Here is a 24,664-nt window from a genome sequence, read left to right as displayed (position 1 = left end):
GCAGAGCAGGGCAGGGGGAGCAAACCGGCGAGGGCAATCATTCGTCGCATTTTGTTGCATTTGTGTCGGAGGAGGCGTCTTGCAATTTGCGAGGGCGCTGGATTGTGAGGGTTTTGGCCCTCTGCCATAATCCCGCGCGCTCTGCGCCGCGTCCTACAAGCTGTCGGCGCCCCTTCCTACTCGATGTCACGTAACGGATTACGTTGTGAGCTTCCTTTCGATCGAATTCGGCCTCTGTTTCACGCTGTTCTTCATTGTCTATTGGAGCCTGTGCTGGAGCGTACGCCTGCAAAACGTGCTGCTGCTGGCGGCCAGCTATGGGCTGGTGGCGAGCTTTAGCCTGCAGTCGCTCTACATCCTGCTGGGCTACAGCGTGCTGGTGTATCTGCTCGGGTTGCTGGCGGCGCGTTACCCGGGGCGCTGGTTCTGCCGGGCGTTGTTGCTTGGGCTGGTGCTGGGCTGCTTCTATCTGTTCAAGTACCAGGCGTTCTTCGTCGAAGGCGTGCAGGCAGCCCTGGCCCTGTCGGGATGGGTGGTGTCCTTGCCGGTTCTGGAAGTGCTGGTGCCGATTGGGATGTCGTTCTACATCTTCCATTCGGTGAGCTACCTGGTGTCGATCAACCGGCGCGAACTGGCGCCAGCCGCGCCACTGGACCTGGCGTTGTACCTGGCGTTCTTCCCAAGCCTGGTGGCTGGCCCGGTCAATCGTGCGCTGGACATGCTGCCGCAGATCCGCCCGACAACGATTCGCCAGGTGCTCGAGCCGCAGCGGGCCTTGGGGCTGATCGCCCTGGCGGTCGTCAAATTGTTTCTGCTTGGCGGCTGGCTGGCCAGCGAGTGGGTGGATCCGGTGTTCGACACGCCTGGCAGCTTCACACCGGAGCAAGTGTTGCTGAGCGTGTATGGCTACAGCTTCCTGATCTACTTCAACTTCAGTGGCTACACCAACCTGGTGACTGGCATCGCCTTGCTGCTGGGCTTTCGTCTGCCGGAGAACTTCAATGCGCCCTATGCCGCGCACAACCTCAAGGCATTCTGGGGGCGTTGGCATATCAGCCTGTCGCGCTTCATCCGTGATTACGTCTACATCCCCCTGGGCGGCAATCGCCAAGGCGTGTGGCGTGGCAATCTGAACATGTTGCTGGCCATGCTGGTGTCTGGTCTTTGGCACGGAGCGAGCCTGAACTTCATTCTCTGGGGCGCGCTACATGGTGTGGGGCTGGCGGTCTACAAGCTGTTCGACCAACTACTGCCAGGGGCCAAGGCGCTGCGGGGCGCAGGGCTGGCTGCACGCTTGCTGACCTTCCACTACGTGGCGTTCGCCTGGGTGTTCTTCCGCAGCACGACGCTCGATGGCGCCTGGGACATGCTCGCAGGCATCGCCCAGGTGAGCATTGCCGGGCTGTCCTCGTCCACCGGTTTGGCGGTGCTTGGCTGCGTGCTCGGCGTGGCCACTTATCCACAATGGCTGGCGAGTCTGCGCAAGGGTTTTGCCGCCAGCCAGCGCCTGCCGTGGCCGTTGTATCCGGTGCCGCTGGCGGTGTTCGTGTCACTGGTGATCTTTGCGTCGCAATCGGGTGTGCCGGGGTTCATCTATGCCAGTTTCTGATACCCGGCAGTTGTTCCAGGCGCAACTGGGCGCTGCCCGGGCGCTCTATGCATTGGTCATTGCCACGCTGTTGCTGTGCTGGCTGAACCAGGATTCGATCAAGCTGTATTGCCAGCAGAAGTACCACCAAGGTTGCGATCTGCCGGTGATCGGCCAATCACCTGCCTGGCGTCTGGGCGGTAATCTCACCTTGGCCTTGGAGGATGCCCGCGACAGTTTTGTCGACAGTCTGCGGCGCAGCGCGCAGGTGGCAACGACGCCAGCGCCTGTCGTCCTGCCACCGACCATGCCGGTGGTGACGGTGGACCTGCAGCCGGCAGCCCCGGCTGCTAAGCCAAGGCCGCCGGCTCCCGTACCCAGGCCGTTGGCGCAGCCGCTGCCGGCCAAGGCTCCAGTGCCCGCCGCGAAGCCTCTTGGCACGCTGGCGAGCCTGGCCACTGGTGATGAGGTCTTCCTAGTGGGGGACTCACTGATGCAAGGCGTGGCGCCGCACCTGGCCAACAGCCTGCGCAAGCGCTACCAGATCAGGACGGTCAACCTCAGCAGGCAGAGCACCGGCCTTGCCTACCCCGGCTTCTTCAATTGGCCCAAGACCGTGACCGATACCCTGGCCGCCAATCCAAACATTCGCCTGATGGTCGTGTTCATGGGGCCGAACGATCCTTGGGACATGCCCCAGGGCAAGGGTAAGCCGTTCCTGCGCTTCAAGACGCCTGAGTGGGAGGCGATCTACCGTTCGCGGATCGACGCCATCCTCGAGCAGGCGCGCCAGCACAACGTCCAGGTGATCTGGGTCGGCCCGCCGAACATGGAAAAGCCCCGGCTCTCCACGGCCATGGCCTACCTCAGCGGCCTGTACCAAGAGCGTACGGCGTTGTTCGGTCAGCACTATGTCTCGGCCAACCCGTTCCTTGGCTACCCTGACGAACAGTTCGCCTATGCGGTGCAGATGCCCGACGGGCAGCGCGTCAAGGTGCGGGGGGACGACGGCATTCATTTCACCATCACGGGCCAGAAGATGATCGCAGCACAGGTGCTGTCGCTGATCGCTTTCCCTGGCCTGACCGTTACAGGACATTGAGATGCGCCAATGGCATCACTTGCTGGGCCTGGCCCTGCTGATCGGCGCCCTGCCAGGCTGCAGCAACGGTGCGGGAGTTGTTGCGCAGGCACAGCCCTTCGCCAGGGTGGCGCCCGCGCAGGCTACGCGTCAGGACGGCAACCTCTCGTTGCTGGCGAGCAAATTGCGCGGTGCCAATAGGGCCGGGGTCTCCATCGTCCAGCTGGGCGATTCGCATACTGCCGCCGATCTGTTCAGTGGCGAGCTGCGCCGCTTGTTGCAGCAGCGCTATGGTGATGGGGGTATTGGCCTGGTGCCGGCGTCATCGGTGCCGGGCATCAGAAACGACCGGGTGATCATCGCCAGTGAGCGGCAGCAGTGGGAACTGGTGTCGGCGCGCAATCAGCAGAGTAGCCAGTTTCCTCTGGGTGGGTACCTGTCGCGGCCGACAGTGGAAAACGCCAGCGTGATGCTTCAGGCCCGCGACCCCGATGCGCAGCGCTACCGGATCTCGGCGTTGTACCAGGCATCAGGCAACAGCACCTTGGTGGCCAATGGCAGCCAGCGGCGCATGCTGCCGGCCAGCAACGGCCAGTGGCGCTTCAGCCCGGCATTCACCAACCTGAGCTTGCCTGTGCGGCTCGGTGTGGAGGGCAGTCAGGGCGTGGTGCTCGGTGGTTGGTACATCCAGGGCCAGAAGAACACCGGCGTGACCTATTCGTCCCTAGGCATCAACGGTGCTCGGCTGGAGGTGGTGAGCAAGTGGCAGCCAGGCTGGCAGGAAAGCCTCAAAACCTTGCGACCGGACCTGGTGATTCTCGCCTACGGCACCAATGAAGCGTTCGACGACACCCTGGACCTGAGCCTCTACCAATCGCAGCTGGACGCGACCCTCGCTGGCCTGCGCCAGGCTTTGCCGCGTGCGGCGATCCTGCTGGTAGGCCCACCCGACTCGATCAAGCAGCGCAAGGCGCGTACCTGTGCGGCGCGCCAGCCACAGCCGTTGGCGGCGGTGATACGTATCCAGCGGCAGGCCGCGCAGAAGCACAAGGCACTGTTCTGGGACTGGCAGGGATACATGGGCGGGCCCTGCTCGATTGCGGCCTGGCAGGCGAGTGGGCTGGCTCGTCCGGATCTGGTGCACCTGACTGCCGAGGGGTATCGCAAAAGTGCGGCGGGGTTGTATCAATTCTTGAAAGGGCCGCTGCAGCTGCGCTGACAGCAGCGGCCTGATTGCGGTAGCTGTCACCGGCTGCGGGCTCGATAAGCCCGCTAGCGGGCTTACCCGCGAAGAAAGCGCTGCCGAGCGAGCCTTTCGCTCCGCAGCCCTTTGCCTCAGGCCGGCACGGCTTCACGCTCGGCCATCGCCTCGCGATAGCGCGCCAGTTCCTCGATGGTCAGCACCGGCAGGTTGTACTGGCGGGCATAGACGGTCACCTGCTCACCTCGGGCCATGCTGCAGTCGGGGTTCATCAGCTCGCACAGCACCGCCGCTGGGCGCAGGCCGGCCAGGCGTGCCAGGTCCACCGAGCCTTCAGTGTGGCCACGGCGAGTCAGAACGCCGCCATTGCGCGCGCGCAACGGGAACACATGCCCGGGGCTGACGATATGGCGCTGCTCGGCGGTGGAGCGCAGCGCGGCTTCGATGGTGGTGATGCGGTCCTGGGCCGACACGCCGGTGCTGACGCCTTCTGCCGCCTCGATGCTGACGGTGAAGCCGGTGCCGTGGCGAGCCTGGTTGTTCTGCACCATTGGCGCCAACTGCAGAGCGTCGACGGTGGCTTCGTCCAGGCACAGGCAGACGATGCCGCTGCAATCGCGGATCATCATGGCCATGGTCTGCAGTGAGATGTTCTCGGCGGCGGCGATGATGTCTGCTTCGTCCTCGCGGTCGTCATCGTCGAGCAGCAGCACAGGGCGCCCGGCCTGGAAGGCGGCGATGGCAGCGGTGACATTGGTGAACTTGGGGTGATGCGTGGTGGACATGAAACGCTCCTCGTAAATGATCGATGAACGTCTCGGGGCGAACAAAACGCGCGCGCAGGAGCACCCGATGGCTCCCGCCTGACGCCTTCTTTCATCCGGACTATGACCGTCGGCCCTGGAATCTCACCAGGTCTGCTGACCTCCGGCATGGCCGAAGCGCTCGCGGGCTCATCTTTCGATTTACCGCCGGTGGGGACTTTCACCCCGCCCTGAAGACCCGGCAAGCATACCCCACTGTGCCACCTCGCTGGCAAGCCGACGGTGTACGACCTTCGGCGGTATCATGGCCAGCATGGATTTTGTGAGGCAGTACATCATGGACATTCTCGACGTCGCCGGCGGCAAGCCGATCAAGCTCTGGACCGATGGCGTGCCGGTGGAGGACGACGCCCGCAAGCAACTGATGAACACCGCGCGGATGCCGTTCATCTTCAAGCACCTGGCGGTGATGCCGGACGTGCACCTGGGCAAGGGCTCGACCATCGGCAGCGTCATCCCCTCCGTCGGGGCGATCATCCCGGCCGCAGTGGGTGTGGACATCGGCTGCGGCATGATCGCCGCGCGCACCTCGCTGCACGCCCGCGACCTGCCGGACAACCTGCACGGCCTGCGCAGCGCCATCGAAAAAGCCGTGCCCCATGGCAAGACTTTCGGTCGCCGCGACCAAGGCGCCTGGGATGACGTGCCAGCGCACGCCGACCGGGCATGGCGTGGCCTGGCCGCGCGCTTCAAGGCGATCACCGACAAGTACCCGCGTCTGGAGAAGACCAACAACCGCCACCACCTGGGCACCCTGGGTGGCGGCAACCATTTCATCGAGGTTTGCCTCGATGAGGCCGACCGCGTGTGGTTCATGCTGCACAGTGGCTCGCGCGGCGTGGGCAACGCCATCGGCAACCTGTTTATCGAGCTGGCCCAGGCCGACATGCGTCAGCACCTGGCGAACCTGCCCGACAAGGACCTGGCCTACTTCGAAGAAGGCAGCCGGCACTTTGCCGACTACGTGGAGGCAGTCGAGTGGGCCCAGGACTTCGCCCGGCACAACCGCGAGCTGATGATGCAGGCGGTGATCGCGGCCACGCGCAGGGCCCTGGGCAAGCCGTTCGAGGCGAATCTCGAGGCGGTCAATTGCCACCACAACTACGTCCAGCGTGAGCAGCACTTCGGCCGTGAGGTGCTGGTCACCCGCAAAGGCGCGGTGTCGGCGCAAAAAGGCCAGTTGGGCATCATCCCTGGCTCCATGGGCGCCAAGAGTTTCATCGTGCGTGGTCTGGGCAATGAAGAATCGTTCTGCTCCTGCAGCCATGGCGCTGGCCGGGTAATGAGCCGCACCAAGGCTAAGAGTCGCTTCACTGTCGAGGATCAGCGGCGGGCCACGGCGCATGTGGAGTGTCGCAAGGACAAGGACGTGATCGATGAGATCCCGATGGCGTACAAGGACATCGATGCGGTGATGCACGCCCAGCGAGAGCTGGTGGAAGTGGTACACACCTTACGCCAGGTGGTGTGCGTCAAAGGCTGAGCCTTGTAGGCGCGGGTTCAGCTAATAATTTTGGACAATAAAAAAGCCGGCTTGTGGCCGGCTTCTCGGGGACAGTCTTGGCTAATTTTTGGTAAGCCGCAACCGCCTTAAACGGGATGGCCATGAAGGCCTGAAAGAGATGGCGGACGGCTGTGTGAGGCGTCGCCAGGCCCTCTGGATCGCGGCTTGCGCCGGCCGGGGCAGAATGTGCGGCGTAGCATACTAGGGCCAGGGCGGGTTGCCCAGCAAAAAGTGGCACCGGGTGTTTCAACAAGGGCGACGCAGGCTGAAGCAGGACCAATGGAACACCCAGCCGAGGATCTGCATGCCTTGGGCCTGGCGCTGCCTTGGGGTATAGCGTTCAGTGGGTTCGTGGCCGTGCAGGTAAAGGTTGTCCAGTCGATCTCGGCTCAGCCGATGAACCCTCAGCCGGCCGTTGTGCGCCAGCACGTAGGTTTCGCCATCCACGACCCACGTCAGGCTGCGGTCGATGACCAGGGTGGCCTCCGTGGGGATGATCGAGGCGATGCCGGTCATGGGCATCGGAATACAGGCGGCATCCTCCAGAGCAACCCCCAGCGTTTGCAGCATCTGTTCTGAAAATGACAGGTACTTGCCTTCGTCGGGCTGGAGGTTTCCGTTGCGCAGCACATGGACCGGTAGCCGGGTAAAGCTCCCTTCATGATTGGCCGGCTGCGTCATGTTGAGGTGCGAGGGGTATTGGCTCGCAAGCGGATTGACATGCTTGGGCCCTTCGCCCGTGCGCAGCCAGCGCCGATGCACGCAGAACAGTTCGGCGATATCGTCCAGACGGGCCAAGGGCACGCCACGCCTGAACCAATTGTTGACATGTTGAGGCGTGACACCGCGGTGGGTGGCAAAGTCGGAAGGGGTCAGATGGCACTCCTGGAGGAGGGCCCTTAGGCGGTCGCCGGAAGTATTCATGGGGCCGAGTCTAGCGAGTCGGCGCAGGAGCGGGAATGAACGCGAAGTTGATACGTTTTGTAGGAAATGAATGCAATTGTCCGAGCTTCGCTTAGGACTAAGTAGGTTTTTTCGCGCGCAGCGTGCCGTGAATTTCAATCAGGCAAAAAAAACCCTGCCAAAGCAGGGCTTTTCTTCAATCCGGTCTTAGCCCTTGTAGGCAGCAACCGACTTGGTGATCTCGGCACGGGCGGCGTCAGCGCCTTCCCAGCCCTTGATCTTGACCCACTTGCCTTTCTCCAGATCCTTGTAGTTCTCGAAGAAGTGCTTGATCTGCTCCAGCAGCAGGGCTGGCAGGTCGGTGTATTCCTTAACGTCGACGTACAGCTGGCTCAGCTTGTCGTGAGGAACGGCCAGGACCTTAGCGTCGCCACCGCTCTCGTCGTCCATGTGCAGGACGCCGACCGGACGGGCGCGGATGACCGAGCCTGGAGCGACCGGATACGGGGTCACGACCAGCACGTCCAGCGGATCACCGTCGTCGGCCAGGGTGTTCGGGATGTAGCCATAGTTGGCCGGGTAGAACATCGGGGTGGCCATGAAACGGTCGACGAACAGGGTGTCGCTGTCCTTGTCGATCTCGTACTTGATCGGCGCGTGGTTAGCCGGGATCTCGATGGCGACGTAGATGTCGTTCGGCAGGTCTTTGCCTGCCGGAATCTTGCTGTAGCTCATTGGGCAGTGCCCCCGTGTTTGACCAAAAAGTGGCGGCGATTATAGGCACATTCCTACTGGGCATGCCACGCCCCGCCAGATGTGCGGCCCCGTCAGGCCTGGGTTTCACGATACAGAGGATGTTCGGCCTGCAATCGCTCCAGGCGGGCGAGCGGGTCCTGGCGATAGAACAGCGCCAGTTGCTGATACACCTGTGGATATACCTGGTGCAGCAGGTCGGGCGCGCTGAAGAAGTACTCGCTGGTGACGGCGAAGAATTCCGCCGGGTTTTCGGCAGCGTACGGGTCGATGGCGGTTTCGGCGTCCGGGTTGGCGTCCAGTTGCCGGTTCATGTCGTCGTAGGCCTGTTGCATGGCGCTTGCCCAAGCCTCCACGCGCATGTCGTTGTGCAGCGGCGGCAGGCCATTGGCATCGCCATTGAGCATGTCGAGCTTATGCGCCAGTTCGTGTATCACCAGGTTGTAGGCTTCCCAGCCGCCGCTGGCCAGCACTCCGGGCCAGGCCAGGATCACCGGACCCTGTTGCCAGGCTTCGCCGCTGTGCTCGGCATCCCAGGTATGTTCGACACCGCTGGCATCGCGGTGGCGTTGTGGGCTGAGGAAGTCGTCGGGGTAGAGGATGATCTCGTGGAAGCCCTGGTACCAGTTCAGGTCGCCCAGGTGCAGCAGCGGCAGTTGGGCCTGGGCGGCGAGGAACAGACGCTGTTCGTCGTTCAGTTCCACGCCGGGCAAGGCGGTCAGGTGCTTGTCGCGCAGGAACAGTACGCAGGCTTCGCGCAGGATGCGGTCTTCCTGGTCACTGATGCCGTCGAGCAGGGGCAGGCGCTCGCGAACCACCTGCCACAACTGTGGATCGACGGGGTATCGGGCCAGGGTACGTCGGCGACGCCAGGCGCGCAGCGACCACATGACCGGTCAGTGGACCTTCGCCGTGCGGCCCAGGCGGCCACGCAGCAGGCCCAGGATCATTGGCACCAGCGACAGGATGATGATACCGACGACCATCAGCGACAGGTGTTGCTTGATGACCGGGACGTTGCCGAAGAAGTAGCCCAGGGTCACCAGGCCGCCGACCCACAGCAGCGAGCCTGTGACGCTGAAGGCCAGAAAGCGCGGATAGTGCATGTGCGCGATACCTGCGACGAAAGGTGCGAAGGTCCGCAGGATCGGCAGGAAGCGCGCCATGGTCACGGTCTTGCCGCCGTGGCGCTCATAGAAGTCGTGGGTACGCTGCAGGTAGTCGCGGCGGAAGATCTTTGAATTGGGGTTGCGGAACAGCCGCTCGCCCGTGGTCCGGCCGATGACGTAGTTGGTGCTGTCACCCAGGATCGCCGCGGCCATGAGCAGGCCGGCCAGCAGTACTGGATCCATGCCACCGCCTGCGGCGACGGCACCGGCGATGAACAGCAAGGAGTCGCCCGGCAGGAAGGGCATCACCACCAGCCCGGTCTCGCAGAAGATCACCGCGAAGAGAATGGCGTAGATCCAGGGGCCGTAGTTGGTGACCAGCAGATCGAGGTAAGCATCGAGATGCAGGATAAGGTCCAGCGGGTTGAATTCCATGTACAACACCTGTGTTCTTGACCCGCAGCTACGGGCGCACGATGACGGACTGTGCCAAGGGCGTAGGCTTTTTTACCTGCGGGCGGGTAAATTTTCACACATGACAGGAAGGGCATTATACGGCGATGGTGGGAATGTGCCTGTGGAGTTTGTAGCGGCGGATGTCGGGTGGCCTTGCACCGAGACCGAAACGAGTTCACTGCCCTGTGGGAGCGGGTTTACCCGCGAAGCAGGCGACGCGATGCATGGCACCGCCTGTGCCGGTCTTCGCGGATAAACCTGTTCCTGCAGGAAAAGGCGGTGGTCAGTCTTGGGTGATCGGCAAAATGTAGTTTTCGAACTCGGTGTCTTTGCGAAAGCCGATCGATTCGTAGGTCTTGCGTGCCACGTCGTTGTCGCTGCTGGTGGAGACCCGCATGCGCACGGCGTTGGTGTCCTTGGCCATTTTCTTGGCTTCACGCATCAGGTGGTCGGCCACCAGCATACGGCGGGAGTCTTCGGCCACATAGATGTCATTGAGAATCCAAACGCGCTTGAGCGACAGGGAGGAGAAGCTCGGGTAGAGCTGGCAGAAACCAAGCAGACGCCCCTCCTCGTCATCCGGCAGGGCCAGGTAGATCACCGATTCGCCACGCTTGAGACGTTTTTCCAGGAAGCTGCGCGAGCTGTCCGGGTACGGCAGCTGCCCATAGAACTCGCGATATTTCACGAACAAGGGGGTCAGCAGGTCGAGGTGTTCCAGGGTTGCCTTGATGATGCGCATGTGCGGCCCTCAGTGTCCATTTGGGGATACGGCGGATTGCCAGCAGCTTTCAATCGCATGCTGCCCAAAGCAGGTTAGAAGCGCAATCCGCCTTCCATTACATGTTTTTTACTGTTCTCCCAGCAGGAAGTTACTGCTTTTGCCTGAGGCCGTGTCGCTTTCGATGCTGTGGACTTCGGCTTCGTCCTTCAGGTTCACGCCGGAAAGCTGGCGCCGGCAGGCCTCGCGCATCAAGTACAGCAGGCGGTGAGCTGCCATGCCGTAGCTCAGGCCTTCCAGGCGCACGTTGGAGATGCAGTTGCGGTAGGCATCGGTGAGGCCGACCTTGGGCGCGTAAGTGAAGTACAGGCCCAGGCTGTCGGGTGAACTCAGGCCAGGGCGTTCCCCGATCAGCATGACCGTCATGCGCGCGCCAAGCAGTTCACCGACTTCATCGGCCACCGCCACACGGCCCTGTTCCACCAGCACGACGGGCGCGCAACGCCAGCCGTCGGCTGCGGCATGCTCTTCGAAGCGGGCCAGGAAGGGCAGGGTGTGGCGGTGCACGGCCAGGGCCGAGAGGCCGTCGGCGACCACGATCGCAAGATCGACACCGCCCGGATTGGCCTGGGCATGTTCGCGCAGGTGCTGGACGGATGCTTCGTCCAGGCGCCGACCCAGATCGGGACGCTGCAGGTACTGGTGGCGATCGCTGGCCGCGCTGTGTACCAGCAGGCTTTCGCGACCACGGGCGTTAAGTTGTTCGCGCAGGCCCGCGTGGTCGAAGGGCAGGTGCACGGCATCGCGGGCCTGGGCATGGGCGAACTGGAAGTCCAACTGCGCACCGGTCGGCAGGCTGGTGCCGGTGCGGCCCAGGGCGATGCGTGCCGGGGTCAGGTTGCGCAGGGCCAGCCAAGGATTCTCGGGAGTGGGTGTCTGTCGGTCCATGGTCATCCCTATGCAAGCTGTGCCAGTGCCTGGCGGAAGGCCGGCGGCAGATTGTCACCGAAGCGTACCCGGCCATCGGCCTGGGTGAAGATTCCGGTGCGTTCCAGCCACGCCTCGAACTCAGGCCCAGGTTTGAGGCCCAGGGTCTGGCGCGCATAGAGCGCGTCATGGAAGGAGGTGGTCTGGTAGTTGAGCATGATGTCGTCGGAGCCGGGGATGCCCATGATGAAGTTGATCCCGGCCACGCCCAGCAGGGTCAGTAGCGTGTCCATGTCGTCCTGGTCGGCTTCGGCATGGTTGGTGTAGCAGATGTCGCAGCCCATGGGCACGCCCAGAAGCTTGCCGCAGAAGTGATCCTCCAGGCCTGCCCGGATGATCTGCTTGCCGTTGTACAAGTACTCCGGGCCAATGAAGCCGACGACGGTATTGACCAGGAACGGGTTGAAATGACGCGCCACGGCGTAGGCGCGGGTTTCGCAGGTTTGTTGATCCACGCCATGGTGGGCGTTGGCCGACAGCGCGCTGCCCTGGCCGGTCTCGAAGTACATCAGGTTCTGTCCGACGGTACCGCGCTTGAGCGACAGGCCGGCTTCATAGCCTTCCTTGAGCACGTTGAGGTTGATGCCGAAACCGGCGTTGGCCGCCTCGGTGCCGGCGATGGATTGGAACACCAGGTCCAGTGGCACGCCGCGATTGATGGCTTCGATCGAGGTGGTGACGTGGGTCAGCACGCAGGATTGGGTCGGAATCTGGTAGCGCTGGATGATCGCATCGAGCATTTCAAGCAGGGTGCAGATCGAGGCGATGCTGTCGGTGGCCGGATTGATACCGATCATGGCATCGCCGTTGCCATACAGCAGGCCGTCGAGGATGCTCGCCGCGATGCCCGCCGGCTCGTCGGTGGGGTGGTTGGGCTGCAGGCGGGTCGAGAGGCGCCCGCGCAGGCCCATGGTGCCGCGAAACTTTGTCACCACGCGGATTTTCTGTGCGACCAGCACCAGGTCCTGGACGCGCATGATCTTCGACACCGCCGCGGCCATTTCCGGGGTCAGGCCGGGGGCGAGGGCGCGCAGGCTCTGTTCGTCGGCGGCCTCGCTGAGCAGCCAGTCGCGAAACCCGCCGACGGTGAGGTGGCTGACAGGGGCGAAGGCCTGTTTGTCATGGGTGTCGATGATCAGTCGGGTGACTTCGTCCGCCTCGTACGGTATCAACGCTTCGTTGAGAAAATGCGTGAGGGGAATATCGGCCAAGGCCATTTGCGCGGCGACACGCTCGCCGTCGTTGCTGGCTGCGACGCCTGCCAGATAGTCGCCCGAGCGGGCCGGACTGGCCTTGGCCAAGACGTCCTTGAGACTGTCGAAGCGGTAGATCTGATTACCCACCGTGTGTACGAAACTTGCCATACAGAATCTCCAGAGCGCCGCGGGTCGACCCGCGGCGTAAGTCGGCGATCAGTGCAGGGCCTCTTCGGCCTTCTGGATCGCGGCGAATTCCTCTTCCGGCGTCCCCGCCACGAGGTGGTGACGGCTGTAGAAAGCAAAGTAGGCAATTAATACCCCATAGATTACGGCAGCGCCAACCACCACGCGTGGGTCCACCAGGAAACCGGCGACCACCGCGACGCAGGCCAGCACCAGGGCCACGCCCGAGGTGAAGATCCCGCCAGGGGTGCGATAAGGACGCTCCATTTTGGGGCGACGGATGCGCAGGGTGATGTGCGCGGCCATCATCAGCACGTAGGAGAGCGTGGCGCCGAACACGGCCACCAGGATCAGCAGGTCACCCTGACCGGTCAGCGACAGGCCGAAACCGATGATGCCGGGGATCACCAAGGCCAGCACCGGCGCCTTGCTCTTGTTGGTTTCCGAGAGCTTGCGCGGCAGGTAGCCGGCACGCGACAGCGCGAAGATCTGCCGCGAATAGGCGTAGATGATCGAGAAGAAGCTGGCGATCAGGCCGGCCAGGCCCACCAGGTTGACGAAGCTGCCCATCCAGGTGGAACCGCCATAGGCCTTGGCCAGCGCCTCGACCAGTGGGTTGCCGGACGCCTTCAACGCTTCAGAGCCCGCGCCACCGGGGCCGATCACCAGGATCAGCAGGGCGAAGGCGACCAGCACCAGCATGGCGCCAATCAGGCCGCGTGGCAGGTCACGGCGAGGGTTCTTGGTTTCTTCGGCAGCCAGAGGGACACCTTCGACCGCGAGGAAGAACCAGATGGCATAGGGGATTGCCGCCCAGATGCCGACATAGCCGAAGGGCAGGAAGCTGCTGGCCCCGATCGCGTCGGTCTGGGCGATATCGAACAGGTTCGATGCCTCGAAATGGGGCACCATGGCCACGAGGAAGACCGCCAGGGCAATCGCGGCGATGGCAGTGATGATGAACATCAGCTTGAGCGCTTCACCGACACCGAAGATATGGATGCCGATGAAGATGATGTAGAAGGCCAGGTACACCATCCAGCCGCCAATGCCGAACAGTGACTGGCAGTAGGCGCCGATGAAGGTGGCGATGGCGGCGGGCGCGATGGCGTATTCGATCAGGATCGCCGTGCCCGTCAGGAACCCACCCCAAGGACCGAAGGCACTGCGCGCGAATCCGTAGCCGCCGCCGGCAGTGGGGATCATCGAGGACAGTTCGGCCAGGGAGAAGCACATGCACAGGTACATGGTGGCCATCAGCAAGGTGGCGAGGAACATGCCCCCCCAGCCGCCCTGGGCCAAGCCGAAGTTCCAGCCGGCGTAGTCACCGGAGATGACATAGGCCACGCCCAGGCCCACCAGCAGGACCCAGCCGGCGGCGCCTTTTTTCAGTTGTCGGTGCTGGAAATAATCCGCGTCGACTTTCTCGAAGTCGACCGAAGAGCTTGCCGGCGCGCTGCCGGAGTGATCGCTTGGCATAGTGTTCACCTGTTGTTTTTCTTGGTGGCCAGAAGCGTTCCGGCCCTTGGTGATAGGTCTGGCAAGAAGCGAGCCAGAGCGAGGGGTGCACGCCATCGCCCTGGTTTATGGGATCAGGTCGGCTGTTTCGCGGGTAATCCCGCTCCCACAGGGTCTGTGGGAGCGGGATCGCCGGCAAAGCAGGCGACGCGAGTTAGAAGAAGCCCAGCGGATTGATGTCGTAGCTCACCAGCAGGTTCTTGGTCTGCTGGTAGTGGTCGAGCATCATCTTGTGGGTTTCACGGCCGACGCCGGACTTCTTGTAGCCACCGAACGCGGCGTGGGCCGGGTACAGGTGGTAGCAGTTGGTCCAGACGCGACCGGCCTTGATGCCGCGACCCATGCGGTAGGCGCGGTTGATGTCGCGGGTCCACACACCGGCGCCCAGGCCGAACTCGGTGTCGTTGGCGATCGCCAGGGCTTCGGCTTCGTCCTTGAAGGTGGTGACGCTGACCACCGGGCCGAAGATTTCTTCCTGGAACACGCGCATCTGGTTGTTGCCCTTGAGCAGGGTCGGCTGGATGTAATAGCCGGTGGCCAGGCTGCCTTCGAGTTTCTCCACCTTGCCGCCGGTCAGCAGCTCGGCGCCTTCCTTCTGGGCGATGTCCAGGTACGAGAGGATCTTCTCGAACTGCTGCTCGGACGCCTGGGCGCCGACCATGGTGTCGGTGTCGAGCGGGTCGCCGCGCTTGATCTGCAGGACCTTCTTCATCACCACTTCCATGAACTGCGGGTAGATCGACTCCTGCACCAGGGCGCGCGATGGGCAGGTGCACACCTCGCCCTGGTTGAAGAACGCCAGCACCATGCCTTCGGCGGCCTTGTCGATGAACGCCGGCTCCGCCTGCATGATGTCTTCGAAGTAGACGTTCGGCGACTTGCCGCCCAGCTCCACGGTAGACGGGATGATGTTCTCGGCGGCGCATTTCATGATGTGCGAGCCCACCGGGGTGGAGCCGGTGAAGGCGATCTTGGCGATGCGCTTGCTGGTGGCCAGGGCTTCACCGGCCTCACGGCCGAAGCCTTGCACGACGTTGAGCACGCCCTTGGGCAGCAGGTCGCCGATCAGTTCCATCAGCACGGCGATGCCCAGTGGGGTCTGCTCGGCGGGCTTGAGCACCACGCAGTTGCCGGCGGCCAGCGCTGGGGCCAGCTTCCAGGCGGCCATCAGCAGCGGGAAGTTCCACGGGATGATCTGCCCGACCACGCCCAGCGGCTCGTGGATGTGGTAGGCCACGGTGTTTTCGTTGATCTCGGCGGCGCCGCCTTCCTGGGCGCGGATGCAGCCGGCGAAGTAGCGGAAGTGATCGACTGCCAGCGGGATGTCGGCGTTGAGGGTTTCGCGGATCGGCTTGCCGTTGTCCCAGGTTTCGGTGATGGCCAGGATCTCCAGGTTCTGCTCGATGCGGTCGGCGATCTTGAGCAGCACATTGGAGCGGTCTTGCACCGAGGTGCGGCCCCAGGCATCGGCGGCGGCGTGAGCGGCATCCAGGGCTTTGTCGATGTCTTCGGCGGTGGAACGTGGGAACTCGGCGATCGGCTGGCCGTTCACCGGGGAGGTGTTGGTGAAGTATTCACCCTTGACCGGAGGAACGAACTCACCGCCGATGTAGTTGCCGTAGCGGCTCTTGAAGGAAATTTTCGCGCCTTCGGTACCCGGATGTGCGTAACGCATGGTGTGTCTCCTGGCTATTGTGTTTGTTGCGGAGTTGAAAAGCGTAGAGCAAAGGTCGGGCCAGTGCCGTGAGCCCCTTGTAAATCAAGGGGTCTGCCTTGTGCTGTGTGGGTTGATCGGTCGCGGCTGTGGCAACAGTGGCACGCCTGCTGTGACATTTTGTACCGCCTCCGATACAGCGTATGACTCAGTGGTCAGCGTGTCGTTGCAATGCGCTGACAGGTGGAGGATGCTGGCGCAACGCTCTATCTGCGGAGAAGAACAACAATGCAGAGCAACTCGTTCAGCCGCCATGCGCACCAGGTGCTCACGGTTGCCAACGGCCAGGCCAGCGGACCCGGCAGCGACCCTTCGATCGCGCGCTCCTGGCTACGCTGCCTGGAGGACTATCACCTGGATCCGGCCCAGGCCCAGGCGCCTGTGGTGCTTGAGCATGGCCGGTTGCTGGAAAGCCGCGAACGCCTGCACCAGGTGCTGCAAATCGCCGACACCGAGATGAACAGCCTGCACCAGCAGCTTTCCGGCGCCGGCCATGCCGTGCTGTTGACCGATGCCCGCGGCGTGATCCTCAACTGCGTGACCGCTTCCACCGAGCGGCGCATCTTCGAGCGTGCCGGGTTATGGCTGGGCGCCGACTGGAGCGAGGCGCGTGAAGGCACCAATGGCATCGGCACCTGCCTGGTCGAACGCCAGGCCCTGACCATTCATCAAGACGAGCACTTTCGTGGTCGTCACACCGGGCTGACCTGCTCAGCGAGCCCGGTGTTCGACCCTCATGGCGAATTGCTGGCGGTGCTCGATGTCTCCTCGGCGCGCCCGGAAGTCTCGCGACAGAGCCAGTTCCACACCATGGCGCTGGTCAACCTGTCGGCGAAAATGATCGAGAGCTGTTATTTCCTGCGTCATTTCGAACATCAGTGGCTACTGCGTTTCCATCTGCAGGCCGAGTCGGTCGGGCTGTTCAGCGAAGGGCTGGTGGCGTTCGATGGCGACGGCCGGATCTGCGCGGTCAACCAGAGCGCGCTGAACCTGCTGGGTACCATTCGCGGTGGCATGCTCGGCAAGCCGGTGGGGATGTTCTTCGCCTGCGGCCATGACGAGCTGTTCAGCCGCGCCACACCCCAGGGCACTACGGCCTGGCCGCTGCATACCCGCGATGGTCGGCAGGTGTTCGCCAGTCTGCGTGGTCAGGCTCGGGCATCCACCTGGTCGGTGCCGGTAGGCCTGCCCGAGGCCCGGCGTGACATTCCCACCGGTATCTGCGTGGTCGATCCCGCGCTGGAGCAAGACCTGCGCCGCGCCGTGCGGGTGTTCGAGCGTGATGTGCCGCTGCTGCTGTGCGGCGAGACCGGATGCGGCAAGGAGGCGTTCGCCCAGGCCGTGCATCAGGCCAGCCAGCGCCGCAACAAGCCGTTCGTGGCGATCAACTGTGCGTCGATCCCGGAAAGCCTGATCGAGAGCGAACTGTTCGGCTATCGCGGCGGCAGTTTCACTGGGGCACGCAAGGAAGGCATGCGTGGCAAGTTGTTGCAGGCCGACGGTGGCACCTTGCTGCTCGATGAGATCGGCGACATGCCGCTGGCCCTGCAGACCCGCCTGCTGCGGGTGCTGGAGGAGCGCCAGGTGGTGCCGATCGGTGGTGAACCCCAGGCGGTGGATGTGCGCATCATCAGTGCCACTCACCGTGACCTGCTGGTGCGGGTGAGGGAGGGCAGTTTCCGCGAGGACCTGTATTACCGGCTCAATGGTCTGGAAGTGGCGCTGCCAGCGTTGCGTGAGCGCAGCGACAAGGCGCAGTTGCTGGACTTCCTGTTGCGCCAGGAAGCCAATGGCCATGCCGTCGACCTCGCGCCGCTCGCTCGCCAGGCATTGCTGGACTTTGCCTGGCCGGGCAACGTTCGGCAGATGCGCAATGTGCTGCGCACGCTGGTCGCGCTGTGTGAAGACAACCGCATCGAGTTTTCCGACCTTCCCGCCATCGTCAGGACATCTGCAAACCCTGTGGGCGCGGCCTTGCCCAGCGATTGCGCCAGCGGGGCCAATGCCGTTGACCGGTCTGGCGCAATCGTGGCGCCCGCCCGGGCTTACAGAGACCCCGCGACACTCGAGGAGGCCGAACGGGATGCCCTGCTGGCGGTGTTGGAGGAAAAGCGCTGGCACATGACCCACGTCGCCGAACATCTGGGCATCAGCCGCAATACCTTGTATCGAAAACTGCGCAAACACGGCATCGCCAGGGCAGGCTGAGCGAAACAGCGAGTGCGATTTCCCTCGCCCTGGGCTAACCTGCCCCGAAGTTTTGCGAGGTCGACCATGCACATTCACATTCTCGGTATTTGCGGCACTTTCATGGGTTCGCTGGCCGTACTGGCCAAGGAACTGGGCCATCGGGTCACCGGTTCCGACGCCAACGTCTATCCGCCCATGAGCACTCAGCTGGAGGCCCAGGGCATCCAGTTGACCCAAGGGTATGACCCGGCCCAGCTGGAGCCGGCGCCTGATCTGGTGGTGATCGGCAACGCCATGTCCCGGGGCAACCCGGCCGTGGAGTATGTGCTGAACAAGGGCCTGCCCTACGTCTCCGGCCCTCAGTGGCTGGCCGACCACGTGCTGCAGGGCCGCTGGGTGCTGGCGGTGGCCGGGACCCATGGCAAGACCACCACCAGCAGTATGCTGGCCTGGGTGCTGGAACATGCGGGCATGAGCCCGGGCTTTTTGATCGGCGGTGTGCCGCAGAACTTCTCGGTGTCGGCGCGCCTGGGCGGCACGCCGTTCTTCGTGGTCGAGGCCGACGAATACGACAGCGCCTTCTTCGACAAGCGCTCGAAGTTCGTCCACTACCACCCTCGTACGGCGATCCTCAACAACCTTGAGTTCGACCATGCGGATATCTTCCCTGACCTGGCGTCCATCGAGCGGCAGTTCCACCATCTGGTGCGAACCATCCCCAGCGAAGGCCTGATCATCCATCCCACCACCGAGCAGGCCCTTGAGCGTGTCATCGGCATGGGTTGCTGGACGCCCGTGCAAACGACTGGCGAAGGCGGTCAATGGCAGGCGCGCCTGCTGAGCGCCGATGGCTCGCACTTCGAAGTGCTGTTCGAAGGCGTGGCTCAAGGGGTTGTCGAGTGGGCGCTGACCGGCCAGCACAACGTGGCCAACGCGCTGGCGACCTTGGCGGCGGCGCGCCATGTGGGTGTGGCGCCGGCCATGGCCATCGAAGGCCTGAGTGCCTTCAAGAGCGTCAAGCGGCGAATGGAGAAGGTCGCCGAGGTTCAAGGCGTGACCATCTATGACGACTTCGCCCATCATCCGACCGCCATCGCCACGACCCTTGACGGGTTGCGCAAGCGCGTCGGCGAGGCGCCGGTGATCGCGGTGATCGAGCCGCGCTCCAACTCCATGAAGCTGGGCGCCCACCGTGATGGCCTGCCGGACAGCGTCGAGCACGCCGACCAGGTGATCTGGTATGCACCGCCCAACCTGGGCTGGGACCTGGCGGCTACCGCTGCGCAGTGCAAGGTACCCTCGGTGGTGGCCGACAGCCTCGAAGCGATCATCGAGCGGGTCAAGGGCCAGGCGCGTCCTGGCACGCACGTGGTGATCATGAGCAACGGCGGCTTTGGTGGCCTGCACGGCAAACTGGCCGAGGCCCTCAAGTGAGCGGGCCGGAGCGCATCACCCTGGCCATGACTGGCGCCTCCGGGGCGCAATATGGCCTGCGCCTGCTCGATTGCCTGGTGCGCGAGGACCGGGAGGTACACTTTCTCATCTCCAAGGCCGCGCAACTGGTGATGTCCACCGAGACCGACGTGGTGTTGCCGGCCAAGCCTCAGGCGATGCAGACCTTCCTTACCGAATACACAGGCGCTGCCGACGGGCAAATCCGCGTGTACGGCAAGGAAGACTGGATGGCGCCGGTGGCCTCCGGCTCCGGCGCGCCTGCGGCGATGGTCGTGGTGCCATGCTCCACCGGAACCTTGTCGGCTATCGCTACCGGTGCCTGCAACAACCTGATCGAGCGTGCCGCGGACGTGACGCTCAAGGAGCGACGCCAGTTGATCCTGGTGCCGCGTGAGGCGCCGTTTTCGACCATCCACCTGGAGAACATGCTCAAGCTGTCGCAGATGGGCGCGGTGATCTTGCCGGCAGCACCGGGCTTTTATCACCAGCCGCAGACCATCGATGACCTGGTCGACTTTGTCGTTGCGCGCATCCTCAATCTGCTGAACATTCCCCAGGACATGCTGCCGCGCTGGGGCGAGCATCATTTCGGGGCCGACGATTGAGCCGATTGCTGGTGGGGGTGTTGCTGTTGGTCCTGCTCGGTGGCTGCGCGACCGTGCGCACCCTGGATGCCAACAAGCCCGGCGCGCCTTTGGTGTACGCCGGGACGCGGCTGGACCTGTATGCGATGAACGGCGGCTGCTGCCCTGAGGACCGGTTTGGTGCCCAGGCACCGGCTTATCCGGCGCTGGACCTGCCGGGCAGCGCGCTGCTGGACACATTGTTATTGCCGCTGTCGTTGCTGACAGCGGCAGGGGTGGGGTTCAACGCCACGGGCGGACTGTAACGCCCTTTCGCGGGTAAACCCGCTCCCACAGGTACCGCACTGTGTTGATTCCAGCGCAGCCCTTGTGGGAGCGGGTTTACCCGCGAATAGGCGATAACAGGTCAGCGTTATTTCTTGCCCAGCTTGCGCAACTCGTCGGACTCGACGATCCGGATGCCGTCCTCTTCTTCCAAGGCCAGACGCCAGAGCGCCCGGGCCAGGGTGCAGGCTTCGATGCCCCGGTACTTGCCTGGAATCAGGCGCGCGAAGGGGGCCGCGAGGCGTTCGCTTACCCGGGGTTCCACACGCTCACCTAGCAGCAGCGAGGGCCGTACGATGGTCAGTTGTGGCCAGTCCTGGGCCTTGAGCGCTTCTTCCATCTCGCCCTTGACCCGGTTGTAGAAAATCGACGATTTGGGGTCGGCGCCCAGGGCGCTGACGACCAGCAGGTGGCGGGCGCCCATTTCCCGGGCGCGTTTGCTGAAGGCCACCACCATGTCCAGGTCCACGGCGCGGAACGCGTTTTCCGAGCCTGCCTGCTTGAGCGTGGTGCCCAGGCAGCAGAAGGCGATATCGACGCGACCGGCCAGTTGCGGGAGAAACACGGCCGGGTCACCTACGGGGTTTTCCAGGTGTGGGTGTTCGGCCAGCGGGCGGCGGGTCGGTGCCAGTACCCGGCTGATGGTGGGCTCGTTGAGCAGGCGGTCGAGCAGGTGTTCACCTGTAAGACCAGTGGCTCCGGCAAGCAGGACATGCTGAGGCGTCAAGTACATGATGTCTCTCCCTTCGTTACTACTCAGCTTAGTGGGCCTCAGGCGTTTTTGCCCGGACCCCCGTCGCTGGTTGGGCTTCATTGCGCAAGGCTTCCTCGGCCTGTTGCCGGCGCAGGCTCTGCCAGTGTGCGAGCACTGCAGGCGGTGCCCAGAGCTGCGGCTCGGAGGCTTCGAAACCTTCCCTTCTTTCTCGTTCGGCAACACTGGCACGCGCCAGTTCGAAGGCCTGTTTCAGGTCGTCGGTCTGATTCAGCGCCTCGGCGAACAAAGCGTCGCCAAAGTAGGTGAAGTCGGCTTCTTCCGAGCAGCCGAAAGACACCCGGTCGGGGCGCGCGGCGGTCATGATCAGGGTGCGGTCGTCCTTGAGCGGTGCGATGTAGCCACCGGAATAACAGGCCGAGATGACAATGACCTTGTCGCGGTGTTTGAGCGGGGCCAAGGCGCTGGCCAGCTCGTCGGCGGACAGGTCGGCCAGTTGCAGGCGGGGCTGGTCGAGTATCAGTTGATGGTCGTGGCTGCCATGGCTGGTGAGGTAGATGAAGATCAGGTCTTCAGGACCGCTGCGCTCGGCCAGGGTGCGCGCGGCGCGGGTAAGGTTCTCGCGGGTGGCCATGGGGCGGTCGGCCATGTGGTCACGGTGATTGACCAGGGTGACTTGGCCGAGGGCGCCGAAGCGGATCTTGAGCATATTGCTGACGTAGTCGGCTTCACGCAGGAACACGCTCTGCTGGCCGTCGCCTGCCACAACCAGGCTGTACAGCTGGATGGGTGATGGGGACGGCGGTACGCCGGCCAGCGCCTGTTCGAGCAGGCGACCCTGGTTGAGCAGTGCCAGGTCCAGCGGGTCGGGGAGCAGGTTGTTCTTCTCGTCGCGTACCCGTATGCCCTTGACCCAATAGCCGCCTTGGATGTCGCCGTTGGCCTGGATCAGCCGGCCGTGACCTTGATAGACGTCGTTGTCGAAGCTGCCGACATACTGGCTGCCGTCGGCCAGCTGCAGGTGACCCTTGCCGCTGAACTGCCAGTCACGAAAGCCGCCTTTGTAGTGGCTGCCATCGCTGCCCAGCATCTCGCCCTGGCCCTCGAGGGTGCCGTCCTTGAAGTCGCCGATCCATACGTCACCCTCGGCGTTTTCGTAGCGGCCGCGACCTTCGAGGCGGTTGTCCTTGAATTCGCCGATGTACTGCTCGCCCTCGACGCTGTCGTAGGTGCCGGCGCCCTGAAGCAGGCCGTCGACGAAATGGCCACTGAACTGGTTACCGCTGGCATCGCTGCGCACTCCCGCACCGTTAGGTTTGCCTTTGGCGAACAAGCCCTGGTAGCGGCTGCCGTCGGCCAGCTCCAGTTCCCCGGCGCCGTCGTATTGGTCATTGGTGAACTGGCCGCGGTAGGTTTGGTCGTTTTGCTTCAGGGTACCTTCGCCGTCGCGCCGGCCATGTTTGAAGGTCCCTGCATAGTGACTGCCCGGCGTGGTCAGATCGCCCAGGCCGTGGAACAGGCCTTCCGCGAACTGGCCCCGGTAGACCTCGCCATTGCTGCCATGCCACTCGCCCTGGCCATGCCACTGGCCGTTCAGGAAGGTGCCGGCGTACCAGCTGCCATTGGGGTAGTCGATGCGCCCCTCGCCCTGCAGCAGGCCGTCGACCACCTGGCCCCGGTAGCGGCCTCCGTCGGGGAGGCGGGCGTCCGGTGGCGACAAGGGCTCGCCTTCGCCACAGGCGGCGAGCAGCAGGATCAAGGTGAAGGGCAGCAGTGCACGCATGGCGGATTCCGGGCAAACGATGCATCGAGTATGCCGCAGAATGCGTCAGCTGAGGTACTGGGCGCCGCACACCGGGCCCTTCGCGGGTAAACCCGCTCCCAAAGGTTATGCGGTGCTCTTGATAGAAACGGTGCACCTGTGGGAGCGCTTCACCCGAGAGGGTTGGCAGACGGCTCGGCGTCAGATGAAACAGAGCGACAATGGCTCAGCGATGTAGGCCGGTTTTTCCTCGCCTTCGATTTCCAGCGTGGCGGTGATCTTGAGCAGCCACTGTCCGGGTTTCTTTTCGGTGGCGTCGGCCAGTTCGACTTTCAGGCGCACCCGGCTGTCGACCTTTACCGGCTGGATGAAGCGCACGCTGTCCAGGCCGTAGTTGAGTGCCATTTTCAGACCCTCGGGCAGGACGAGAATGTCCTCCATCAACTTGGGAATCAGCGACAGGGTCAGGAAGCCATGGGCGATGGTGCTGCCAAAGGGGGTCTTGGCGGCCTTGTCGGGGTCGACATGGATGAACTGAAAATCGCCCGTGGCTTCGGCGAACAGGTTGATGCGCTGCTGATCGATCTTCAGCCACTCGGAACGTCCCAGTTCCTTGCCGACATACTGCGATAACGCGCTAACAGGAACATAGGGCATCGCGACTCTCCAGGTTGTCTTGCAGCTCGATTTTGGTACGGCGGTGCAAGATCATCACGACGGCACCGTTACAGTCAAGTTGTCATCTTTTCGCCGCAAATCGGCTTACTAAGGCGGCGGGGTGCATGCTTATAATGGCCGCACTGCCTGGAGGAGATCCTTATGCTGTTGCGTGGTTTGACCTGGCTGGTGTTGTTTCAGCTGCTGGGTACGGCGATCAACCATCTGTTCGTGCCCATCTTGCCGGGGCCGATCATTGGCTTGCTGTTGCTGCTGGTGTCGCTGATGGTGCGCGGTGAGGTGGGTAAACCCCTGAGCGAGGCGTCCGGCAGCCTGCTGCGTTACCTGCCGTTGCTGTTGGTGCCACCGGCGGTGGGGGTGATGGTATATGCCAAGGACATCGCCGCGGACTTCTGGGCCATCGCCGGTGCGTTGGTGATTTCCTGCCTGGTGACGCTGGTATTCGTGGGTGTGCTGATGCAAAAGCTCATCAATCGGCAAGGCAAGCACAAGGAGCAGCCATGATGCTCGACTGGCAAGGTGCGCTCGATGCGGTCATCCACCACCCTCTATTCGGCATCGGCATCACCCTGGGCGCCTACCAGGTAGTGTTGGCGGCCTACGAGAAAACCCGCTGGATCTTCCTGCAGCCAGTGCTGATGTCGATGGTGCTGGTCATCGGCGTGCTGCTGACGTGTGGTATTGATTACACCGAGTATCGCAAGAGCACCGAGATTCTCTACATCCTCCTGGGCCCGGCCACCGTGGCCTTGGCGGTGCCGCTCTACCTGAACCTGCGACGGATCCGTCAGCTGTTCTGGCCGACATTTACTACGCTGGTAGTCGGGGGCCTGTTCGCCACCGTGGCGTGCCTGGCGCTGGGCTGGTGGTTCGGGGCCGAGCACATGATCCTGATGACCATGGCGCCCAAGTCGGTGACCTCGCCCATTGCCATGCTTGTGGCCGAGCAGATTGGCGGTGTCGCGGCCCTCGCGGCGGTGTTCGTGCTGATCACCGGGGTGATCGGGGCAATCTTCGGCCCGGCGTTGCTGACCCGCTTCGGCGTGTTCAGCCCCGAGGCGCGCGGCATGTCCCTGGGCGTCACCGCCCATGCGGTGGGCACCTCGGTAGCCTTGCAGGAAAGTGACGAATGCGGCGCCTTCGCCGCGTTGGCGATGAGCCTGATGGGTGTGGCCACGGCAGTGTTCCTGCCATTGGCGGTCAGCCTGCTGGCGTGAG

General features: G+C 63.4%; 23 protein-coding genes and 1 riboswitch. Of the genes, 10 read left to right on the top strand and 13 right to left on the bottom strand.

Going from position 1 to position 24,664, the window contains the following annotated elements; genetic code table 11:
- Positions 1–205 precede the first annotated feature (205 nt).
- The 3 genes from IEC33019_RS24015 to IEC33019_RS24005 are packed head-to-tail and all read left to right on the top strand — an operon-like array spanning position 206 to position 3,888.
- Positions 206–1,609, top strand: coding sequence for an MBOAT family O-acyltransferase (locus tag IEC33019_RS24015; RefSeq protein WP_070093941.1), 1,404 nt, complete (start codon positions 206–208; stop codon positions 1,607–1,609).
- On the top strand, positions 1,596–2,690 hold the full coding sequence (locus IEC33019_RS24010) for an SGNH/GDSL hydrolase family protein (RefSeq protein WP_070093942.1): 1,095 nt from the start codon (positions 1,596–1,598) through the stop codon (positions 2,688–2,690). The genes IEC33019_RS24015 and IEC33019_RS24010 overlap by 14 nt, the downstream gene beginning before the upstream one ends.
- A 1-nt stretch (position 2,691) precedes the next feature.
- Entirely contained in the window at positions 2,692–3,888 is a 1,197-nt protein-coding gene (locus IEC33019_RS24005) for an SGNH/GDSL hydrolase family protein (RefSeq protein WP_070093943.1), read from the top strand.
- A gap of 116 nt (positions 3,889–4,004) precedes the next feature.
- Here IEC33019_RS24005 and ribB read toward each other — a convergent pair whose 3' ends face one another.
- A complete protein-coding gene (gene ribB / locus IEC33019_RS24000; protein ID WP_070093944.1) occupies positions 4,005–4,655 on the bottom strand; it encodes a 3,4-dihydroxy-2-butanone-4-phosphate synthase in 651 nt (216 codons plus the stop codon).
- 79 nt (positions 4,656–4,734) lie between these two features.
- A riboswitch (FMN riboswitch) is annotated at positions 4,735–4,876 on the bottom strand.
- 95 nt (positions 4,877–4,971) lie between these two features.
- Here ribB and IEC33019_RS23995 point away from each other — a divergent pair.
- Positions 4,972–6,177, top strand: a complete 1,206-nt coding sequence (locus IEC33019_RS23995) for an RtcB family protein (RefSeq protein ID WP_070093950.1) — start codon at positions 4,972–4,974, stop codon at positions 6,175–6,177.
- A 267-nt stretch (positions 6,178–6,444) separates the two neighbouring features.
- Here IEC33019_RS23995 and IEC33019_RS23990 read toward each other — a convergent pair whose 3' ends face one another.
- The 9 genes from IEC33019_RS23990 to exaC all read right to left on the bottom strand — a co-directional run bounded on the left by IEC33019_RS23990 (position 6,445) and on the right by exaC (position 15,702).
- On the bottom strand, positions 6,445–7,122 hold the full coding sequence (locus tag IEC33019_RS23990; protein ID WP_070093945.1) for an XRE family transcriptional regulator: 678 nt from the start codon (positions 7,120–7,122) through the stop codon (positions 6,445–6,447).
- A gap of 186 nt (positions 7,123–7,308) precedes the next feature.
- Positions 7,309–7,836 (bottom strand): inorganic diphosphatase, encoded by a 528-nt coding sequence (gene ppa, locus IEC33019_RS23985; protein ID WP_051097266.1) that lies wholly within the window; start codon positions 7,834–7,836, stop codon positions 7,309–7,311.
- Between the two features lie 92 nt (positions 7,837–7,928).
- A complete protein-coding gene (locus IEC33019_RS23980) occupies positions 7,929–8,744 on the bottom strand; it encodes a zinc-dependent peptidase (RefSeq protein ID WP_070093946.1) in 816 nt (271 codons plus the stop codon).
- 6 nt (positions 8,745–8,750) lie between these two features.
- Entirely contained in the window at positions 8,751–9,398 is a 648-nt protein-coding gene (locus IEC33019_RS23975) for a DedA family protein (RefSeq protein ID WP_070093947.1), read from the bottom strand.
- A 304-nt stretch (positions 9,399–9,702) separates the two neighbouring features.
- A complete protein-coding gene (locus tag IEC33019_RS23970) occupies positions 9,703–10,161 on the bottom strand; it encodes a GNAT family N-acetyltransferase (RefSeq protein WP_043210178.1) in 459 nt (152 codons plus the stop codon).
- A gap of 108 nt (positions 10,162–10,269) precedes the next feature.
- Positions 10,270–11,088 (bottom strand): ethanolamine ammonia-lyase subunit EutC, encoded by an 819-nt coding sequence (eutC, locus tag IEC33019_RS23965; RefSeq protein WP_070093951.1) that lies wholly within the window; start codon positions 11,086–11,088, stop codon positions 10,270–10,272.
- A gap of 8 nt (positions 11,089–11,096) precedes the next feature.
- Complete coding sequence (locus tag IEC33019_RS23960) at positions 11,097–12,491, bottom strand: ethanolamine ammonia-lyase subunit EutB (RefSeq protein WP_070093948.1); 1,395 nt, start codon at positions 12,489–12,491, stop codon at positions 11,097–11,099.
- A gap of 48 nt (positions 12,492–12,539) precedes the next feature.
- Positions 12,540–13,988 carry an ethanolamine permease gene (gene eat, locus IEC33019_RS23955; RefSeq protein WP_070093949.1) on the bottom strand — a complete coding sequence of 483 codons (1,449 nt, stop codon included), beginning with the start codon at positions 13,986–13,988 and terminating at the stop codon, positions 12,540–12,542.
- A gap of 193 nt (positions 13,989–14,181) precedes the next feature.
- Positions 14,182–15,702 (bottom strand): acetaldehyde dehydrogenase ExaC, encoded by a 1,521-nt coding sequence (exaC, locus tag IEC33019_RS23950; protein ID WP_070094726.1) that lies wholly within the window; start codon positions 15,700–15,702, stop codon positions 14,182–14,184.
- Between the two features lie 267 nt (positions 15,703–15,969).
- On the opposite strand from exaC, the gene IEC33019_RS23945 reads away from it, so the two are divergent.
- From IEC33019_RS23945 to IEC33019_RS23930, 4 genes are all read left to right on the top strand, one after another.
- Positions 15,970–17,949: a sigma-54-dependent Fis family transcriptional regulator gene (locus tag IEC33019_RS23945; protein ID WP_070092168.1), complete on the top strand. Its 1,980-nt coding sequence runs from the start codon at positions 15,970–15,972 to the stop codon at positions 17,947–17,949.
- Between the two features lie 66 nt (positions 17,950–18,015).
- The gene (mpl, locus tag IEC33019_RS23940; RefSeq protein ID WP_070092169.1) at positions 18,016–19,365 is read left to right on the top strand and encodes a UDP-N-acetylmuramate:L-alanyl-gamma-D-glutamyl-meso-diaminopimelate ligase; all 1,350 of its coding nucleotides are present in this window, start codon (positions 18,016–18,018) and stop codon (positions 19,363–19,365) included.
- Positions 19,362–19,991 carry a flavin prenyltransferase UbiX gene (gene ubiX, locus IEC33019_RS23935; RefSeq protein WP_043211143.1) on the top strand — a complete coding sequence of 210 codons (630 nt, stop codon included), beginning with the start codon at positions 19,362–19,364 and terminating at the stop codon, positions 19,989–19,991. Before mpl ends, ubiX begins: the two co-directional genes overlap by 4 nt.
- The gene (locus IEC33019_RS23930; RefSeq protein WP_070092170.1) at positions 19,988–20,275 is read left to right on the top strand and encodes a YceK/YidQ family lipoprotein; all 288 of its coding nucleotides are present in this window, start codon (positions 19,988–19,990) and stop codon (positions 20,273–20,275) included. Before ubiX ends, IEC33019_RS23930 begins: the two co-directional genes overlap by 4 nt.
- A 107-nt stretch (positions 20,276–20,382) precedes the next feature.
- Here IEC33019_RS23930 and IEC33019_RS23925 read toward each other — a convergent pair whose 3' ends face one another.
- From IEC33019_RS23925 to IEC33019_RS23915, 3 genes are all read right to left on the bottom strand, one after another.
- Entirely contained in the window at positions 20,383–21,027 is a 645-nt protein-coding gene (locus tag IEC33019_RS23925; protein WP_070092171.1) for an oxidoreductase, read from the bottom strand.
- Between the two features lie 28 nt (positions 21,028–21,055).
- Complete coding sequence (locus IEC33019_RS23920) at positions 21,056–22,789, bottom strand: C13 family peptidase (protein ID WP_070092172.1); 1,734 nt, start codon at positions 22,787–22,789, stop codon at positions 21,056–21,058.
- A gap of 180 nt (positions 22,790–22,969) precedes the next feature.
- Positions 22,970–23,425, bottom strand: coding sequence for a MaoC family dehydratase (locus tag IEC33019_RS23915; RefSeq protein ID WP_070092173.1), 456 nt, complete (start codon positions 23,423–23,425; stop codon positions 22,970–22,972).
- A 162-nt stretch (positions 23,426–23,587) separates the two neighbouring features.
- On the opposite strand from IEC33019_RS23915, the gene IEC33019_RS23910 reads away from it, so the two are divergent.
- Both IEC33019_RS23910 and IEC33019_RS23905 read left to right on the top strand, forming a co-directional pair.
- Positions 23,588–23,950 carry a CidA/LrgA family protein gene (locus IEC33019_RS23910; protein WP_070092174.1) on the top strand — a complete coding sequence of 121 codons (363 nt, stop codon included), beginning with the start codon at positions 23,588–23,590 and terminating at the stop codon, positions 23,948–23,950.
- Complete coding sequence (locus IEC33019_RS23905; RefSeq protein WP_070092175.1) at positions 23,947–24,663, top strand: LrgB family protein; 717 nt, start codon at positions 23,947–23,949, stop codon at positions 24,661–24,663. The genes IEC33019_RS23910 and IEC33019_RS23905 overlap by 4 nt, the downstream gene beginning before the upstream one ends.
- Position 24,664: the final 1 nt, after the last annotated feature.

Source organism: Pseudomonas putida (assembly GCF_002741075.1).
Taxonomy (GTDB): domain Bacteria; phylum Pseudomonadota; class Gammaproteobacteria; order Pseudomonadales; family Pseudomonadaceae; genus Aquipseudomonas; species Aquipseudomonas putida_T.
This window is presented reverse-complemented; position numbering and strand designations above follow the sequence as displayed.

Coding starts and splice junctions, on each gene's coding strand:
- ppa (WP_051097266.1), bottom strand. CDS start 7,836: ATGAGCTACAGCAAGATTCCGGCAGGCAAAGACCTGCCGAACGACATC.
- IEC33019_RS23980 (WP_070093946.1), bottom strand. CDS start 8,744: ATGTGGTCGCTGCGCGCCTGGCGTCGCCGACGTACCCTGGCCCGATAC.
- IEC33019_RS23975 (WP_070093947.1), bottom strand. CDS start 9,398: ATGGAATTCAACCCGCTGGACCTTATCCTGCATCTCGATGCTTACCTC.
- IEC33019_RS23915 (WP_070092173.1), bottom strand. CDS start 23,425: ATGCCCTATGTTCCTGTTAGCGCGTTATCGCAGTATGTCGGCAAGGAA.
- IEC33019_RS23995 (WP_070093950.1), top strand. CDS start 4,972: ATGGACATTCTCGACGTCGCCGGCGGCAAGCCGATCAAGCTCTGGACC.
- IEC33019_RS24005 (WP_070093943.1), top strand. CDS start 2,692: ATGCGCCAATGGCATCACTTGCTGGGCCTGGCCCTGCTGATCGGCGCC.
- IEC33019_RS24010 (WP_070093942.1), top strand. CDS start 1,596: ATGCCAGTTTCTGATACCCGGCAGTTGTTCCAGGCGCAACTGGGCGCT.
- IEC33019_RS23925 (WP_070092171.1), bottom strand. CDS start 21,027: ATGTACTTGACGCCTCAGCATGTCCTGCTTGCCGGAGCCACTGGTCTT.
- mpl (WP_070092169.1), top strand. CDS start 18,016: ATGCACATTCACATTCTCGGTATTTGCGGCACTTTCATGGGTTCGCTG.
- IEC33019_RS23970 (WP_043210178.1), bottom strand. CDS start 10,161: ATGCGCATCATCAAGGCAACCCTGGAACACCTCGACCTGCTGACCCCC.
- IEC33019_RS23920 (WP_070092172.1), bottom strand. CDS start 22,789: ATGCGTGCACTGCTGCCCTTCACCTTGATCCTGCTGCTCGCCGCCTGT.
- IEC33019_RS23910 (WP_070092174.1), top strand. CDS start 23,588: ATGCTGTTGCGTGGTTTGACCTGGCTGGTGTTGTTTCAGCTGCTGGGT.
- exaC (WP_070094726.1), bottom strand. CDS start 15,702: ATGCGTTACGCACATCCGGGTACCGAAGGCGCGAAAATTTCCTTCAAG.
- ribB (WP_070093944.1), bottom strand. CDS start 4,655: ATGTCCACCACGCATCACCCCAAGTTCACCAATGTCACCGCTGCCATC.
- eutC (WP_070093951.1), bottom strand. CDS start 11,088: ATGGACCGACAGACACCCACTCCCGAGAATCCTTGGCTGGCCCTGCGC.
- IEC33019_RS23990 (WP_070093945.1), bottom strand. CDS start 7,122: ATGAATACTTCCGGCGACCGCCTAAGGGCCCTCCTCCAGGAGTGCCAT.
- IEC33019_RS23960 (WP_070093948.1), bottom strand. CDS start 12,491: ATGGCAAGTTTCGTACACACGGTGGGTAATCAGATCTACCGCTTCGAC.
- IEC33019_RS23905 (WP_070092175.1), top strand. CDS start 23,947: ATGATGCTCGACTGGCAAGGTGCGCTCGATGCGGTCATCCACCACCCT.
- eat (WP_070093949.1), bottom strand. CDS start 13,988: ATGCCAAGCGATCACTCCGGCAGCGCGCCGGCAAGCTCTTCGGTCGAC.
- IEC33019_RS23945 (WP_070092168.1), top strand. CDS start 15,970: ATGCAGAGCAACTCGTTCAGCCGCCATGCGCACCAGGTGCTCACGGTT.